Origin of the sequence: Arthrobacter sp. NPDC058127, assembly GCF_042884555.1 — a bacterium.
Classification (GTDB): Bacteria; Actinomycetota; Actinomycetes; order Actinomycetales; family Micrococcaceae; genus Arthrobacter.
On the sequence record NZ_JBHVTT010000011.1, the window covers coordinates 42217 to 57991 of the forward strand.

The 15775-nt window shown below is 64.1% G+C and carries 15 protein-coding genes; 9 read left to right on the forward strand and 6 right to left on the reverse strand.

Annotated features, from left to right (window positions below; all coding sequences use genetic code 11):
* Window positions 1–23: 23 nt before the first annotated feature.
* The 3 genes from ACFVTG_RS15110 to ACFVTG_RS15120 form a co-directional block, all read right to left on the reverse strand.
* Window positions 24–1739, reverse strand: a complete 1716-nt coding sequence (locus tag ACFVTG_RS15110; RefSeq protein WP_390281639.1) for an AMP-binding protein — start codon at window positions 1737–1739, stop codon at window positions 24–26.
* Window positions 1740–1992: 253 nt separating this feature from the next.
* Window positions 1993–2814 carry an ammonia-dependent NAD(+) synthetase gene (nadE, locus tag ACFVTG_RS15115; RefSeq protein WP_390281642.1) on the reverse strand — a complete coding sequence of 274 codons (822 nt, stop codon included), beginning with the start codon at window positions 2812–2814 and terminating at the stop codon, window positions 1993–1995.
* A gap of 394 nt (window positions 2815–3208) precedes the next feature.
* Window positions 3209–4228 carry a LacI family DNA-binding transcriptional regulator gene (locus ACFVTG_RS15120; RefSeq protein ID WP_390281644.1) on the reverse strand — a complete coding sequence of 340 codons (1020 nt, stop codon included), beginning with the start codon at window positions 4226–4228 and terminating at the stop codon, window positions 3209–3211.
* Window positions 4229–4412: 184 nt separating this feature from the next.
* On the opposite strand from ACFVTG_RS15120, the gene ACFVTG_RS15125 reads away from it, so the two are divergent.
* From ACFVTG_RS15125 to ACFVTG_RS15150, 6 genes are all read left to right on the forward strand, one after another.
* On the forward strand, window positions 4413–5768 hold the full coding sequence (locus tag ACFVTG_RS15125) for an extracellular solute-binding protein (protein ID WP_284754635.1): 1356 nt from the start codon (window positions 4413–4415) through the stop codon (window positions 5766–5768).
* A gap of 12 nt (window positions 5769–5780) precedes the next feature.
* Window positions 5781–6776 (forward strand): carbohydrate ABC transporter permease, encoded by a 996-nt coding sequence (locus ACFVTG_RS15130; RefSeq protein ID WP_390281647.1) that lies wholly within the window; start codon window positions 5781–5783, stop codon window positions 6774–6776.
* 95 nt (window positions 6777–6871) lie between these two features.
* Window positions 6872–7693, forward strand: coding sequence for a carbohydrate ABC transporter permease (locus tag ACFVTG_RS15135; RefSeq protein WP_284754733.1), 822 nt, complete (start codon window positions 6872–6874; stop codon window positions 7691–7693).
* A gap of 3 nt (window positions 7694–7696) precedes the next feature.
* Entirely contained in the window at window positions 7697–8542 is an 846-nt protein-coding gene (locus ACFVTG_RS15140; protein WP_390281649.1) for a sugar phosphate isomerase/epimerase family protein, read from the forward strand.
* The gene (locus ACFVTG_RS15145) at window positions 8539–9762 is read left to right on the forward strand and encodes a Gfo/Idh/MocA family protein (RefSeq protein WP_390281651.1); all 1224 of its coding nucleotides are present in this window, start codon (window positions 8539–8541) and stop codon (window positions 9760–9762) included. Before ACFVTG_RS15140 ends, ACFVTG_RS15145 begins: the two co-directional genes overlap by 4 nt.
* Complete coding sequence (locus tag ACFVTG_RS15150; protein ID WP_390281653.1) at window positions 9759–10670, forward strand: sugar phosphate isomerase/epimerase family protein; 912 nt, start codon at window positions 9759–9761, stop codon at window positions 10668–10670. Before ACFVTG_RS15145 ends, ACFVTG_RS15150 begins: the two co-directional genes overlap by 4 nt.
* A gap of 75 nt (window positions 10671–10745) precedes the next feature.
* Here ACFVTG_RS15150 and ACFVTG_RS15155 read toward each other — a convergent pair whose 3' ends face one another.
* Window positions 10746–11387 carry an NAD(P)-binding domain-containing protein gene (locus ACFVTG_RS15155; protein WP_284754630.1) on the reverse strand — a complete coding sequence of 214 codons (642 nt, stop codon included), beginning with the start codon at window positions 11385–11387 and terminating at the stop codon, window positions 10746–10748.
* Between the two features lie 235 nt (window positions 11388–11622).
* On the opposite strand from ACFVTG_RS15155, the gene pyrE reads away from it, so the two are divergent.
* Complete coding sequence (pyrE, locus tag ACFVTG_RS15160) at window positions 11623–12195, forward strand: orotate phosphoribosyltransferase (RefSeq protein ID WP_268023778.1); 573 nt, start codon at window positions 11623–11625, stop codon at window positions 12193–12195.
* Window positions 12196–12263: 68 nt separating this feature from the next.
* Window positions 12264–13316, forward strand: coding sequence for a thioesterase domain-containing protein (locus ACFVTG_RS15165; RefSeq protein WP_390281656.1), 1053 nt, complete (start codon window positions 12264–12266; stop codon window positions 13314–13316).
* Window positions 13317–13338: 22 nt separating this feature from the next.
* Here ACFVTG_RS15165 and ACFVTG_RS15170 read toward each other — a convergent pair whose 3' ends face one another.
* Window positions 13339–14016 (reverse strand): tyrosine-protein phosphatase, encoded by a 678-nt coding sequence (locus ACFVTG_RS15170; protein ID WP_284754627.1) that lies wholly within the window; start codon window positions 14014–14016, stop codon window positions 13339–13341.
* 18 nt (window positions 14017–14034) lie between these two features.
* Window positions 14035–14865 carry an HAD-IIA family hydrolase gene (locus tag ACFVTG_RS15175; RefSeq protein WP_284754626.1) on the reverse strand — a complete coding sequence of 277 codons (831 nt, stop codon included), beginning with the start codon at window positions 14863–14865 and terminating at the stop codon, window positions 14035–14037.
* A 133-nt stretch (window positions 14866–14998) separates the two neighbouring features.
* On the opposite strand from ACFVTG_RS15175, the gene ACFVTG_RS15180 reads away from it, so the two are divergent.
* Window positions 14999–15688 (forward strand): TrmH family RNA methyltransferase, encoded by a 690-nt coding sequence (locus tag ACFVTG_RS15180; protein ID WP_390281658.1) that lies wholly within the window; start codon window positions 14999–15001, stop codon window positions 15686–15688.
* Window positions 15689–15775 lie beyond the last annotated feature (87 nt).

Sequence of the window (15775 nt, forward strand, 5' to 3'; positions counted from 1 at the left end):
GCCTCCTGACATTGCTTGGCTGCCTATTCTTTCAGACTCGGGAACTCGTCCTCGGTGTACTCGACGCCCAATCCGGCGGGCAGCGGCCCGTCGCCGTGGCGGGCCACCTCCGTGCCTCGAAGTTCGACACGCCGGATCTTGCCGGAAATCGTCTTGGGCAACTCGCCGAATTCGAGCCGACGGATGCGCTTGAACGGCGCCAGGTGCTGCCGGCAGTACCTGAGGATGTCCTCCGCCACGGCCGGGCCGGGCTCGTACCCGGCGGCGAGCACTACGAAGGCTTTGGGCACCGAAAGCTTGACCGGATCAGGAGAGGGCACGACGGCGGCCTCCGCCACTGCGGGGTGTTCGATCAGGACGCTTTCGAGTTCGAAAGGCGACAAGCGGTAGTCGGAGGATTTGAAGACATCGTCTCCGCGGCCCACGTAGGTAATGACGCCGTTCCCGTCCCGGCTGGCCATGTCGCCCGTGTGGTAGTAACCCTCGCGGAAAGCCTCGGCCGTCTTTTCCGGGTCGCCGAAGTAGGACTTCATGAGCCCCACGGGGCGGGGGTCCAAGCGCAAGCACAGTTCGCCGTCGTCGGCCTCTTCGCCGGTGGTCGGATCAACGAGCACCACGTCGTAACCAGGCAGCGGCCGTCCCATGGAGCCGGTCTTGACCGGTTGCCCCGGGGTATTGGCGACCTGGACGGTTGACTCCGTCTGGCCGAAACCGTCGCGGATGGTCTGACCCCAGGCCCTCTCCACTTGCCCGATTACCTCGGCGTTGAGGGGTTCGCCCGCCGAAACCACCTTGGTGGGCGGGGTTTTGAGCAGGGTCAGGTCAGCCTGGATGAGCATCCGCCACACGGTGGGCGGGGCACAGAAACTCGTGACGCCTTCTCGCCCCATCTGCTCCATGAGGGCCTTGGCATCGAAGCGATCGTAGTTGTAGACGAAGACGCAGGCCTCGGCGATCCACGGCGTGAAAACGTTCGACCACGCGTGCTTGGCCCAGCCGGGGGAAGCCACATTGAGGTGGACGTCTCCGGGTTCCAGGCCGATCCAGTACATCGTGGAGAGGTGCCCCACCGGGTATGAGGTGTGGGTGTGCTCCACCAGTTTGGCCCGCGACGTGGTCCCGGAGGTGAAGTAGAGGAGCATGGTTTCGTCGGCGGCGGTGGGGGCTTCCGGGACGAAAACGGTCTCCGCGGAATCCGACTCGGCGTATTGAAGGGCGCCGGTGTTCTGGCTGCCGCCCACTTCAATGAGGGTGTAATCGCCCGGGACCTCGGCGAACTTGGCAATATTGGGGCTCCCGACGGCGGCCCAGCGGGCGCCGCCGCGTTCCACGCGATCCGTGATGTCGCGTGGGCCCATGAGCGTGGTTGTGGGAATCAGGACCACGCCGAGTTTGATTCCGGCCAGCATGAGTTCCCACAGTTCCACCTGGTTGCCAAGCATGATGATCATGCGGTCGCCGCGGCGGACGCCCTTGCCGCGGAGCCAGTTGGCGATCTGCGAGGACCGTGCGGAGAGTTCGGCGAAGCTTCGGCGGGTGGAGCTGCCGTCCTGCTCGACGATGACCAACGCCGGGTTGTTGGCTGTGGCAGGGTTGGCCGCGATCTGGTCGAACCAGTCGAGGGCGAAGTTGAACTCGGTGAAACGGGGCCACTGGAATTCGCTGTGTGCCTGGGCGTAGTTGGTGCGCAGCTCAAGGAGCCGGTCGCGGGCTGCACGGAAGTCGTCGGTGACTGTCATTGTCTGCCTTTCGCCCTGCGTGGATGGGTCAGCGCGGACCGGGAACGAGCTGGCCGTGTGATCCGCCTCACCTGCAATATACTAGGACATCCAAGGGTTTGGAAGAGGCGACGAGGTGCGGCCGCGTTCCGTCACGCCGGACACACTCTTGAGGGATTACGACGGCGGCGCCCCCGCCACGGCGCGGCAGGCCGCCGTCGTGCGCTGCAAAAAGTCGCTCAGCGTGACGGTGGGGCCCCGGTTAGGGCGACTGCTACTTCCACCACGTGTCGAAAATCGTGACCGGAACAGTGCGCTTGTGCCGCGTGCGCAGGTACTTCTGCTCGATGGTCTCCGCCACCTCGTCGGAGACCTCCCGGCCTTCGAGGTAGTCGTCGATCTGGTCGTACTTGATGCCGAGTTCGTCCTCGTCCGTGCGGCCAGGCGTGCCGTCCAGGAGGTCGGCCGTGGGGACCTTGTCCCAAATGCGGGACGGGGCGCCCAGCTCGGCGAGGAGTGCACGGTTCTGCCGCTTATTGAGGCCGAAGAGCGGCAGGATGTCCGCGCCGCCGTCGCCGAACTTGGTGAAGAACCCAGTGACGGATTCGGCTCCGTGGTCCGTGCCGATCACCAGGTAATTGTGCTCGCCCGCGAGGGCGTATTGCGCGGTCATGCGGGCCCGGGCCTTGGTGTTGCCCTTGTGGAAATCCGAGATGCGCGCACCCGTGGTCTTTTCGAACTCATCCTCGAAACCGTCTACTGCGCGGGAGATGTTGAATGTCCACTCGGTCTTGGCCTGGATAAAGTCGAGCGCGGCCTGGGCGTCGTCCTCGTCGTGCTGGGCTCCGTAGGGGAGCCGGACCGCCACGAAGTTCGCTTCGACGCCCTCGGCCTCAAGCTCCTCGACCGCCAGTTGGGCAAGACGTCCGGCGAGGGAAGAATCGAGTCCGCCGGAAATGCCCAGGACAAAACCCTTGGTGTGCGTTGCCTTGAGGTATTCCTTCAGGAACGTAACGCGTTTGCGGACCTCCTCGGCAGGGTCGATCCGGGGCTGGACGCCCATTTCGGCAATGATCGTGGCCTGGAGTGTGCGCATGTCCCCAACACTAGTAACCAGCGCTTGAAACACTCAACTGTGTCACCTCAAGTGTCACGCCAATCGAGGAACGCTCGCTCAGATATGGGCGCCAATCGACGATCGCTCGCTCAGATATGGGAGCGAGGGTCGCGCCAAAACGCACCATAAGTGAGCGAGCGTCCTGGGAGGGGCTGCGCCGTCGTGTGTCCGGGCTGTTTGTCACCACCCCCCGAGCTACTTCGACGATCGCTCGCTCAGATATGGGCGTTAATCGACGATCGCTCGCTCAGATATGGGCGTTAATCGACGATCGCTCGCTCAGATATGGGCGCTAATCGACGATCGCTCGCTCAGATGATGTGAGCGAGGGTCGCGCCAAAACGCACCATAAGTGAGCGAGCGTCGGTGGGGATTACGACGGCGCGGCGCCCGTCGATGCCCTGACGGTGAGGTGCGTGGGCATGACCGCAAGGCGCCGGCTGGTGCCGCCGTACTGGGGATTCAGCCGGGACAGGAGCATGGAGACGGCTACCCGCCCGGCTTGTTCAATGGGAGACGCCATGGTGGTCAACGGAGGGTTGCAGAAATCGGCTCCGAAGATGTCGTCGCAACCGACGATGCTCATGTCGTCGGGCACCCGGATACCGCGTTCGCGCAAGCGTTGCAGCATCCCGATGGCCAGCAGGTCATTGAAGACGATGCATGCAGTGGCGCCCGTATGCACTGCGGCGTCCGCTGCGGCTGCGCCGGATGTGGTCTTGGGCGCGAACGGCCCCACGCTGAACGTGGTCAGCTTCCGTTCGGCGGTTTCTTCCTGGAACGCTTGCCACCGCTTGGCGTTGGACCAGGAGGTGGCCGGGCCCCCGACGAAGCAAATCCTCGTGTGCCCCAGCGAGACCAGGTGTTCCAGCGCCTGGATGATGGCCGACGGCGTATCGATCACCACAGTGGGTGCGATTGCCGGAGCCCGGTTGATGGTGACGAGGGGCTGCTGCGTCGCGGCCTCGGCCAGTTGCGCGTCCGTCAGGCGGGAGGCGGCAAGGATGAAACCGTCTGCTGAACGCCGCATTTTCTGCAGGGCATCCGCCTCCATTTCCGCGGATTCCTCGGTGTCCACGAGGAGTTGCGTGTAGCCGGCAGCCTTCAACTGGTGCTGCGTCCCGCGGATGATGTCGAAGTAGAACGGATTGGTGATGTCCGGAACCAGGACGGCAACGGTCTGGGTGCGTCCGGAGCTGAGCCCGCGGGCCTGGGAGCTGGGAATGTAGTTCAATTGCGCGGCCGCTTCTTCGATCCGCTCGCGCGTCACGTGGTTTACCCGCCCGGGATTGCTCAGGGCCCTCGAGACTGTCGATGTTGCCACTCCCGCAAGCTCCGCGACGTCGCGGATCGTGGGCTGCCTGCCCGGTGACTGGAGCTGGAGTTCTGCCATGTCTAGGTGTTCCTCATCTGCCGCAGCCCCTCAACAACGAGTGACTTGTCCCACAATTGCAGCACCGAAGACAATTTTTGGCAATCGCTTGTCATCCTTGTTGCGCATGCCTAGACTCGGAGAAATCACCCGATGTGACGCGCACCACGCCAACGAGGCCATCGGGTCTCCAGGGAGGAAAACAATGAAGTTTGCATCGTCCGCCAAATTTGCCGCTGTTGCCCTAACAGCCGCCTTAGCTTTGACCGCCTGCGGAGGCGGCAGCACCAGCTCCGGGGGGAGCGCCGGTCCCGTTGACGGGAAGGGCAAGAAGCTGAGTGTCCTGGTCAACTCCAACGCAAACTATCCGGCACAGCAGAAGCAGTGGTTCACGGATATTGCCGCCAAGTTCAAGGCACAGACCGGTGCCGACGTTGAATTCGAAACGTTCGCGTCGGGAAATGACGAACTCACGCGGATCCAGACCTCCGTGGTGTCGGGTCAAGGCCCGGACGTCTATAGCCTCGGTACCACGTTCACCCCCACGGCCTATGCAACCAAGGCCTTTGTGACGTTGTCCGATGACGACTGGAAGAAGGTGGGCGGTAAGGACCGGTTCAACCAGGCAGCCCTGGGCATCTCCGGCCCGGATGCACAGCACCAAGCGGGGATTCCGTTCGTCAGCCGGCCGTTCGTGATGGCCTACAACAAGGACATCCTGAAGGCGGCGGGGATCGATAAGCCCGCCACCAGCTGGGACGAGCTCGCAGCCCAGGCCAAGAAGATGACCAACCCGGCCACCGGAACTTTTGGGCTCGCTACCGGGTACAAGGACAACTTTGATCCGTGGAAATTCATCTGGGCTATGTCCGTCCAGGCAGGCAACCCGCTAGTGGACGGCAAGACACTCAAGCTCGACGACCCGACCGTCAAGAAGGCCTACGAAACCTACTTCGGCTGGCTCACCAAGGACAAAGTTGTCGATCCGGCCTCAGTTGGCTGGAGCAACAGCAACGCCCTGGCAGCATTCGCGAGCGGCAAGGCCGGCTATCTGATGATGACGACGTCGAGCTCCGTCCCGACGCTCGAGAAGTCGGCTGTCGCCGGCAAGTACGCCTACACAGCCATGCCGACGACCGCCCCGGGCCAGACGTCTCCGCAGGGCGACGCCGCGAATGCTGCCAGCATCCTCTCCGGTGACAACGTGGTTGTTGCTGATTACTCGAAGCAAAAGGACTTGGCCTTCGCTTACATCAACCTCATCACGTCCAAGGACGAGCAGCTGAACTACCAGAAGATCTTCGGAGATCTGCCCGCCAATGCCGAGGCGCTGAAGTCTCTGAATAACCCGATACTCCAACCGGTTGCCGATACCGCCGCCAAGTCCAAGGCAACGCCCTTCACCGGCGCTTGGGGCGACATTCAGTTGGCCCTCGTCAACGTAGTGGTCCAGTCGATCCCGGACCTCTCCAAGGGTTCCGTGGACGACTCGAGCCTCCAGGCGCGCCTCAAGGACGCACAAACCAAGGGCCAGGCCTCACTTGACCGGGCATCAAAGTAAGTAGGAACTGACATGTCCACCGATTCATTGACTGCGGGCAAGTCCACGCGCCGCAAGTCGTCCCGCGCTGCCAAGCCGGACCCGCAGTCGCCGGACGACACACCGCGGCGTCGCAAGGGGCTGAGCGAACGCAACCGCCCCTTGTGGATGCTGATTCCAGGCGGCCTGCTGATGGTGATCATCATCGTGGTGCCCCTCCTGCTCGGTATCTTCATGTCGGGGCTGGACCTGGACCAGTATTCGCTGCGCAAGTGGGTCAGCGCTCCGTTCATCGGAGTCCAGAACTTCGTCGAAGCGCTGACCGCATCGCCTCTGCTGCACGCCATCTGGCTCAGCGTCAGCTACTCCTTGATTGCCATGGTGGTCACCATCCCGCTCGGCATCGCCGGTGCCGTCGCCACCCAGAACGCGTTCAAGGGCCGGGCTGTGATCCGCTCCGTGTTCCTGATCCCCTACGTCCTTCCGTCCTTCGTGGTGGCGACGGTGTGGCGGACCATGTTCCAGCCGGGCAGCGTCGTCGACTCCGTGCTGCATTCGGTGGGCATCGACCCGGGCCTGTGGCTCAACGGTCCCCAGTCTTATTGGACGCTGATCCTGGTCCAGATCTGGGCATCGTGGCCGTTTGTCTACCTGCTGGCGTTGTCCGGGCTCCAGTCTGTGGACCATGAGGTCCACGAAGCCTCGGCCCTTGACGGTGCCCTGTGGTGGAACAAACTCCGCTACGTCGTCTTCCCTTACCTCAAGGGTCCGCTCTCCTTGGCGTTCCTGATCGGCATGCTGCACCACATCAACAACTTCACCTTGCCGTTCGTCCTGTTCGGGGTACCTGCTCCTTCCGATGTGGAGCTGCTCCCGATCCTCACCTACGTCACGAGCTTCCAGAGCTTCAGGTTCGGGCTCAGCGCGGCCATGGCGTTCATTTCGCTGATCCTGATCGCGATCCCCTTGTTCGTCTATCTGCGGGCCGTCAAACTCGACGACGCCGAAACCCCCGGAGGCAAAAAGTGAGCACCGCAACTACCGCCGTCGGACGCCGAACGAGCGAGAACTTCCGCCCGGGCTCCAAACGCCAGCACGAAGTCACCAAGCTCCTGCCAGGGCCGATGCTCGCCATCATCCTGACGGTGTTGTGTGCCCTGGTGCTCATTCCGGTGGCGTACATCTTCCTGGCGTCCGTGAACTCGGACATCGGCGTGGCCCGGGGCGAGTTCTTCCCGTCCAGCTTCTCCTTTGAGAACTACTCCACGATCTGGACGAGCGTTGGACTGGCCACGGGCCTGGCCAACAGCGTTCTCGTGGCCGGTTCCACCGCCGTGGTCTCTGCGCTGATGTCGATTGCCACCGCCTACGTCCTGGTCCGCTACCAGTTCCGTGGCCGCCTGACGATCCTTCGCGGGCTGCTGGGACTCCAGTCGGTTCCCGGCACCCTCATGGTGCTTCCGGTCTTCGTGCTGTTCTCATCGTCCGCGACCTACCTGGGCATCCAGGTCATCGGCACGCAATGGGGCTTGTTCGTCACCTACCTGACGTTCGCGATGCCGTTCTCCACTTGGGTGATGGTCACCTATCTGCGCGGCCTGCCGCGCGAACTCGAAGAGGCGGCAAGGATCGACGGCGCCAGCAACCTGGGCGTGCTGGTGCGGATCATCCTCCCGCTGAGCTGGCCCGGCGTCGTCGTTTCCGGTATTTTCGCCTTCCTGCTCGGCTGGAACGACGTCTTGTTCGCCTCAGTCATGACGCGGCCCGAAAGCCAGACGGCCGCCGTCGCGCTCCAGGTCTTCGGTGCCTCGCAGGAAGGCGGCGCGATTCCCTTCTACGGCCAGATGATGGCGGCATCCCTTGTGTGTGCTGCCCCGGTGGTCATCCTGTATCTGATTTTCCAGCGTTACCTAGTGGGCGGCTTGACCGCCGGAGGAGTCAAGTAACTTATGAGCACGCCAGCTGTTGAATGGGAGCTCTCGGGCTTCGGCGACGAGATCGACGACGACCCCAAGATCCAGATTGCCGTGATGCAGGCACTGGGAGCCAACCACATTGAAGTCCGCAGCGCCTGGGGCACCAACATCGTGGATCTGGATGAGGCGCAGCTCCGTGAACTGAAGTCCTTGCTGGATGCCGCGGAGATGAAGGTTTCCGCGATCGCCTCGCCGATCGGGAAAGTGGACGTTTCCCTCCCCGTCGAGCACGAGGTGGAACGGCTCCGCCGCGCAGTCAACGCCGCACAGGTCCTGGAATCCCGCTACATCCGGATCTTCTCCTTCTACTACGGCGAGGACGTGGCGGTGGAGAGCATCCGGGAAGCGGTCATCGAACGCATGCGTGCCCTCGCGGACGTGGCGGAAGAGTCCGGCGTCGTCCTGCTGCACGAAAACGAGAAGGACATCTATGGGGACATCCCCGAACGGGTCCTGGACATCATCGAAACCGTCTCGTCTCCCGCGCTCAAGGTGGCCTGGGATGCTGCGAACTTCGTCCAGGTGGGCGTCAAGCCTTTCGAGGACGGCTACGCCAAGCTCCGTCCGCACCTTGAATACCTGCAGGTGAAGGATGCCTTGTTCTCGAATGCCACGGTGGTCCCGGCGGGCGAGGGCGACGGCGATGTCCTCCGCACGGTTGAGGCCTTGAAGGCCGACGGGTACACCGGCTTCGCGAGCCTCGAACCGCACTTGGCCGGCGCCCATGGGCTGGGCGGATTCTCCGGCCCGACCGCGTTTGGCATTGCAGCGAGGGCGTTCGCGAAAGTCCTCAATGAAGCAGGAGTGGAGACGAAGTGAGCGAGGTCGCAAACGCTCCAGGCACTCCCGGCGCCGAGATCCGCGCCGCAATCGTAGGGTGCGGCGTCATCGGCCGCACCCACTCGGCCGCGGTCCGCGAGTTCCCGGAGCTCGTCATCACGGCCCTTGTGGATGTGGTTGCCGAGGCATCCGAGGCGCTTGCCGCCAAGATCGAGGCCCAGGGCGACCCGAAGCCGGCAGTTTTCCCCACGCTGGCCGAGGCGCTCGCCGCCGCACCCGTGGACCTGGTCATCATTTCGACGCCCAGCGGCCTGCACATCCAGCAAGCGCTGGAAGCGCTCGACGCCGGCAAGCACGTCGTGATCGAAAAGCCCCTTGACGTTGACTTGAGCAAGGCGGACGAGATCCTGGCTGCGGCCAAGGCCGCCGAGGCCAAGGGTTTGGTGGCCACGGTGATCAGCCAGCACCGTTTCGATCCGGCCAGCCGGGTGGTGGACGAGGCCCGCCGAGCCGGACGCTTCGGTACTCTAACTTCTGCCGTGGCCTCGGTCAGCTGGTGGCGGAGCCAGGGCTACTACGATTCGGGCGCGTGGCGCGGAACCTGGGCCATGGACGGCGGTGGCGCCATCATGAACCAGGGCGTCCACACCGTGGATCTGCTCTTGTGGTTCCTCGGCCGGCCCATCGAGATCAGCGCCAAAACCGCGCTTCTCGCCCACGAAGGCGTTGAGGTGGAGGACACCGCCGTAGCGACGGTCACCTTCGAGTCCGGTGCCCTTGCCGTGTTGCACGCGACGACGGCGGCGTACCCTGGCTTGACGGTCCGCCTCCAGGTGATGGGCAACAAGGGATCCGCAGTGATCGACAACGACGACCTCGCGTACTTCCACGCGTCCGACGCCGCCGATCCCTCGGAAAGCAGCGCCATGGGCATCCTCGGCGGTGGCAACCAGGCCGCCGTCGAGCTCGCCAAATACCCGGACGATACCGTCGAGGCACTGGATCCCACGGTGTACCCGGCTGGACATGTCCGGCAGTACCGCGACATCATCGCGGCGATCCGCGCAGGACGCCCCGCCGGCGTCACCGTCCGTGACGCCGTGACCGCCTTGGCTACCGTGCGTGCCCTGTATGTCTCGGCCACCTTGGGCCAGCCTGTGCTGATCGACGATGTCATAGCCGGCAAGTACAACAACGTGGAGGTCCGCACCGGCGGGACCGCTTCCCACCCGGACGCCCGCGAAGAGGTATCGGCATGAAGTTCTCCGTCTTCACCGCATCCACGCCCGAGTGGTCGCCCCAGGAAGCCGCCACGAAGCTTGCCGCCCAGGGGTGGGACGGCATCGAATGGCGCGTCACGGACCAGGCGGAGGCGGCAGAACCGGGCTTCTGGGCAGGGAACCGTGCTACCTGGCCCATGACGGGCCTGGAAGATTCGATCCCGGAGATTGCCCGCCTCACCGCCGAATCAGGGCTGGAATTCTCCGGCCTCGGCGGCTACGCCCGCTGCGACAACCACGACGACGTCGATCGAGTCCTCGCGGCGACAGCAGCCTTGGGTGCCAAGCAGGTCCGAGTGAACGTGCTACCCCTGGGCAACTCGAACATGGGCGGCCAGGAACCCACCGGCCTGCCCTACCCGGAGCTCTTTGCGGCAACCCGGGAACACTACGAGTGGGTCGCTTCCCGCGCAGCACACCACGGCGTCAAAGCCCTCGTGGAACTGCACCATGGAACAGTGACGGCCTCGGCCTCCTCGGCCCGTCGGTTGCTGGAAGGTCTGGATCCGCAGCACGTCGGCGTTATCCATGACCTCGGCAACCTACTGATCGAGGGCTGGGAATCACCGTTGCCCGCACTCCAGCTCCTGGGCCCCTATTTGGCACATGTCCATGTGAAGAACGCGCGCTGGGTCCGCACCGGGTCGAAGGACGAATCGGGTGCGGCTGTGTGGGTCAACGAATGGGCTCCCCTGGCCGAAGGCCAAGCAAGTGTCCTCGCCTACTTCCGGGCGCTCGCTGAAGTCGGCTACGACTCGTGGGTCACGCTGGAGGACTTTTCCACCGAGCTTCCCTTGGAAGAACGGACGGCCTCGAACCTGGCGTACGTCCGCAAGGCAGCCGCGTTGGCGGGGTTCGCCGTCGTCGACCCCGCTTCGGCACCCTGACGGGTCCGGTCTTCGGCCCTTAAACACAGCAGCAGCCGCTTGCCTTCTGAGGCAAGCGGCTGCTGCGCTGTGTTTCTAGATGGTGCGCGGTGCCTTGGCCAGGTTGTCCTTCAGTTCCGCAGCGTTCTGCCGCACCACATAGGCCGGGCGGTCACGCTCCACGCGCCAGCTCTCATCAAGCTGCCCGATGTTCACGGTGTCGAAGCCGAACTCGTCGTAGAGCTTCGCCACGAGCTCGGCGGCCTCGGGGTAGTCGCTGGCGGTGGCCAATGCGCGGCGGTTCTCGGTGCCGGACGGGGTTCCGTCTGTGCCGATCTCCTTCGCCATGATGTGGTTGAAGCCCTTGGCGACCTTGGACGTGGGCAAGTGCTTCTGGAGCAGGCCGGACGTGGTGGCCTCTCCCTTGTCCAGCTCCGGGATGCGGCCGTCCCGCTCCCAGTAATAGTTGTTGGTGTCGATCACAATCTTGCCCGCGAGCGGCTCCACGGGAATGTCCTGGTAGCTCCTGAGGGGAACGGTCACGACGGCGAAATCGCCTGCCGCTGCTGCCTCGGCCGGTGTTGCGGCCCGGGCATGTTCGCCAAGCTCCGCCACCAGTTCCGCCAGGGTTTCCGGTCCCCGCGAGTTGCTGATCACTACGTCATAGCCGAGTTCGACCGCTTTGCGGGCGACTTGGCTGCCAATGTGTCCTGCACCGATGATTCCGATTGTTGTCATATTTCCGGCAACACCGCCTCCCGCGCAGATATTTCACAGGTTACGGCGAGTGACGCGGGTCTTCGCGGGGCGCTGGCGACGCGGAATTTTCTCGGCGTCACCCAAAGAGCCTCACGCCCCCGGGATTCCGGTGTCGCCAGGGATTCATCGAGGCGCAGGGCAGGATGCGCGTCGCGGACTTTCCATGACGCCGGCCATTCCCTTGCGTCGAACGGCTTTACGTAGAATGGGCACCATGACTCCCGCTGTTGACACTGCCGCTGCCCGTGCCCGCCTCCTTGAATTGATCAAAGAACTGGCGGTCGTCCGCGGCAAGGTGATCCTTTCCAGCGGTGCCGAGGCGGACTACTACATCGACTTGCGGCGCATCACCCTCCACCACGAGGCTTCGAAGCTGGTCGGCCAGGTGATGCTCTCCATGATCGACGACGCCGGAATCGCCGTTGAGTGCGCCGGCGGCCTGACCATGGGTGCGGACCCGGTCGGTACTGCCGTGATGCACGCCGCCGCCGACGCCGGCCGTGCCGTCGATGCCTTCGTGGTGCGCAAAGCCCAAAAGTCCTACGGCATGGGACGCCAGGTTGAGGGTCCCTCGGTGGAAGGCCGCAACGTCGTGGTCCTCGAGGACACCTCCACCACCGGCGGCTCGGCACTGACCGCCGTCGAAGGCGTCCGCAAGGCCGGTGGCAACGTGGTGGCCGTGGCCGTCATTGTGGACCGCAACACTGGCGCCAAGGAAAAGATCGAGGCCGAAACCGGCGTGCCGTACCTCTTCGCTTTCGGCAAGGACGAGCTGGGACTCGACTAACTCTCCCAAGCCTGAGCGGGTTTCAAGGGGACCGTGTGCCCGTTGTCCGAAGCGCCTAAGCTGGCTGCGTGAACTATCGGGCGGGGAAATTCCCCCGGAATCAGCAGCGCTGGCAGGACCCGGGCTCCCTTGCCCGGGTTCTCCGCCAAGCCGCCGAGCTGAAGAGCTTTTCCCGCCGTTCCTTCCTGATCGGAGCGGGTGCTTCCACGGCCCTCGCAGCGGATATGCTGTTCACCCGCCAGGTCCAGGCGGAACGCCGCACCACCAAGATCCTTCCGGTGGGGGACGATTTTGCCGAGTCGTACTACCCCAACTCGAGTTGGATTCTCTTTCCGGGTTACAAGACCAGCTGGGAAGAGGCCCAATGGATCCTCAACTCGCTCCGCGGTTCGCTCCGGCAGCGGGGCCAGATGGCCGCCGTCGGATACTCCAACCTGGGGTTGGAAGTCGCTGAGGTGGCGGACGCAGTGCTGGCCTACATCAATGAGCGAAAGCTGAACACCCTCTATTTCTATGGCCACAGTTTCGGCGGGATGTTGGCCACCGAAGTGGCAGCGCTCCTGCGTGAACGGAACGGCATCGGCGTCAAGCTGATCCTGTTGGATTCTTCGCCGTTCAGTAAATACGACATCCTCGACCAAAGCTGGTTCGACGGCGTGGTGTTCTTGTACGAGAGCGGCTTCCAGGTTCCATCGGTGCTCCGCGGTGGCTATGAGCTGGGCGAGCGCGTGGTGAACAAGCACGAACGCACTTGGGGGCAGATCTGGGACCAGACCCTGGAGCAGCTCTCGCCGATCGCGCCGTCGAGCGTCCTGATCCAGAGCGAATCGGACTACATCTACCATTTCGACGGCACGCGGTTTGTCGACAGGCTGGGGGATACCCGCATGGCGTTCATTGGAAACCCGAATGATGACACGGTGAACTACGCGACGGCCCGGGCAGCGTGGGCCAAGACCTTCCCCCTGAACATCGCGTCCACGGGCCGCAGGACCGACGGCGCCCGACCCGCCCATGCGAGCCCCCAGTGGAATCCCTTTATCTACAATCCGATCATCGAGGACCTGGAAAGCGATCTCTTTCCGCTGCCCCGGGCCGGCTCGCGGGTGGTGTTCTACTGACCGGCGCTCGCTAAAGACGCCGCTACCTGGGCCGCAGTCCATCCAGCTCGGAACCGCTGAGTCCAGCGTCGCGGAGGTAGTCCGCGGCGCTGCCGAACTCGTGCCCGAAACGGTCCAGGAAGTATTCCATCGCAGCTTCCGGGGATTGCAGCAGCATGAGCGAGGGACTGAATGCTTCCTCCGGAACCTCCGGGACTGCCAGCCGCCACGCCGCCGCCATGGTCTCCAACATCGTGGGGAGGGCAGCGGTGCTTGCGGCGTAGTCGGCCACAACGGCCGCGTGGTGAGCGCCCGTCGCGAGGAGTGCCAAAGCGGATACGACGCCGGTGCGGTCCTTGCCGAGCGAGCAATGGATGAGCGTCCTCTTGCCTTGGGCCGCGGGACGCAGCGATTCGGCCACCCAATCCGGGCGGGTGCGCACCCAGCCAAGGTAGAGCTCGCCAAGGTCTTCGGCCGTGTGGATCGATTGGAGCCCAGCAGAAGCGGTCCGTGGATCGAGGGGGTTCTCCACGAGCTCCACCGCGCCGTTGGCCAGTTGCCACGGCACGATGGCGCGCTCGTACTCGCTCCGGAGATCCACAACCGTCTGGATGCCATGAAGTTCCAGGAAGTCGGACGTCGCCGCGGTGTCCATGCCAAACGGCTGGCTGCCCCTCAGGATACGGCCACCGGCCAGGGACCGGAGGTTCAGCACAGCCATGGCACCAGCCCCTTTTCCTTAAATTTGGTTCTTGAGGTCCGCTACCGAGTTCAGGACCTGGTTAGGCCGGAACGGGAAGGCCGCGATGTCCTCGCGCTGGGTGATGCCGCTGAGCACCAGGACGGTGTGCAGCCCGGCTTCCATGCCCGCGATGATATCGGTGTCCATGCGGTCACCGATCATTGCCGTTGTCTCCGAGTGGGCGTCGATCTGGTTCATCGCGGAACGGAACATCATGGGGTTCGGCTTGCCCACAATGTATGGCTCGCGGCCGGTCGCCTTGGAGATGAGCGCGGCGATGGCGCCGGTGGCGGGCATCGGTCCGTCCTTCGAGGGGCCGGTGGCATCCGGGTTGGTGGCGATGAAACGCGCCCCGGCGAGGATCAGCCGGATGGCCATGGTGATCGCTTCGAACGAGTAGGTACGGGTTTCGCCGAGCACCACGAAGTCCGGGTTCTGGTCGGTGAGGATGAAGCCGGCCTCGTGCAGCGCCGTCGTGAGCCCTGCCTCTCCGATCGTGTAGGCGCGGTTCCCGGACTCCGAGCCCTGCACTTGGTCCTTGAGGAATTGTGCCGTGGCCAAGGCCGACGTCCAGATGTTCTCCTCCGGGATTTCCAAGCCGGAAGAGCTCAGCCGGGCCGCCAGGTCCCGCGGCGTGAAGATGGAGTTGTTCGTGAGGACGAGGAATCGCTTGGAGGTGTCCACCCAGCGCTGGATCAGTTCAGCCGCTCCGGGGACCGCCTGGTTTTCGTGGACGAGGACACCGTCCATATCCGTCAGCCAGCATTCGATTTCATGTCCGTTGCGGTAAAGGGTTGAGCTCTTGGGGGCCTCGGTTGCGTTCTCCATGCTTTTCCTCCGCGTAGTGGCTGTTTCTCGTCCCAAGTCTTTCATCTTTCGGTCTCCGAGACACCCGGGTGTCCTGCGTTACAGCACTGGGTTTCGGCGCCGCGGGCAGTGCTGCCCGGGCTAGGGTTGAGTAGTGACTGACCGGCCCCAGAACCCTGCCCCCACCGACTCCACTCCCGTCGCGTCTGCCGAGGGTGAGTCCGAAGCGAAACCCGAGGTCGGCGTCGGGCCCTGGGAAGGCGACTGGCCGGAAGGCGAGCATTGGGACCCGGACCTCCTGGCGGACGGCGACCGCCGGAACGTGGTGGACAAGTACCGGTATTGGAAGCACGAAGCGATTGTCGCGGACCTGGACGCCCACCGGCACGATTTCCACATTGCCATTGAGAACTGGCAGCACGACCTGAACATCGGCACCGTGGTGCGTACCGCCAATGCGTTCCTCGCCAAGGAGGTCCACATCATCGGACGACGCCGGTGGAACCGTCGCGGGGCCATGGTCACCGACCGCTACCAGCACGTACGCCACCACCCCACCGTGGAGGACTTCGTGGAGTGGGCGCAGGGGGAGGGGCTGGCTATCATCGGCATCGACATCTTCCCGGATTCAGTACCGCTGGAAACCTACGACCTTCCGCGCAACTGCGTGCTCGTGTTCGGGCAGGAAGGCCCCGGCCTGACCCCCGAGGTGCACGACGCCGCCGTCGCCACCCTTTCGATCGAGCAGTACGGCTCCACGCGGTCCATGAACGCGGCCTCGGCCGCGGCCATTGCGATGCACGCCTGGATCCGGCGGCACAACTTCGGCCAGCGGGTTTCCTAAAGGAGCACCTCTTAGGGGGGCACCGCAACAGTCCGCAAGTGTTACCCGTCTCCGTGACCGGAAACACGATGTCGGATTCTTCAGTCG

Coding starts and splice junctions, on each gene's coding strand:
- ACFVTG_RS15140 (WP_390281649.1), top strand. CDS start 7,697: ATGAGCACGCCAGCTGTTGAATGGGAGCTCTCGGGCTTCGGCGACGAG.
- ACFVTG_RS15175 (WP_284754626.1), bottom strand. CDS start 14,865: ATGGAGAACGCAACCGAGGCCCCCAAGAGCTCAACCCTTTACCGCAAC.
- ACFVTG_RS15125 (WP_284754635.1), top strand. CDS start 4,413: ATGAAGTTTGCATCGTCCGCCAAATTTGCCGCTGTTGCCCTAACAGCC.
- ACFVTG_RS15155 (WP_284754630.1), bottom strand. CDS start 11,387: ATGACAACAATCGGAATCATCGGTGCAGGACACATTGGCAGCCAAGTC.
- ACFVTG_RS15120 (WP_390281644.1), bottom strand. CDS start 4,228: ATGGCAGAACTCCAGCTCCAGTCACCGGGCAGGCAGCCCACGATCCGC.
- ACFVTG_RS15110 (WP_390281639.1), bottom strand. CDS start 1,739: ATGACAGTCACCGACGACTTCCGTGCAGCCCGCGACCGGCTCCTTGAG.
- ACFVTG_RS15135 (WP_284754733.1), top strand. CDS start 6,872: ATGCTCGCCATCATCCTGACGGTGTTGTGTGCCCTGGTGCTCATTCCG.
- nadE (WP_390281642.1), bottom strand. CDS start 2,814: ATGCGCACACTCCAGGCCACGATCATTGCCGAAATGGGCGTCCAGCCC.
- ACFVTG_RS15150 (WP_390281653.1), top strand. CDS start 9,759: ATGAAGTTCTCCGTCTTCACCGCATCCACGCCCGAGTGGTCGCCCCAG.
- ACFVTG_RS15130 (WP_390281647.1), top strand. CDS start 5,781: ATGTCCACCGATTCATTGACTGCGGGCAAGTCCACGCGCCGCAAGTCG.
- pyrE (WP_268023778.1), top strand. CDS start 11,623: ATGACTCCCGCTGTTGACACTGCCGCTGCCCGTGCCCGCCTCCTTGAA.
- ACFVTG_RS15170 (WP_284754627.1), bottom strand. CDS start 14,016: ATGGCTGTGCTGAACCTCCGGTCCCTGGCCGGTGGCCGTATCCTGAGG.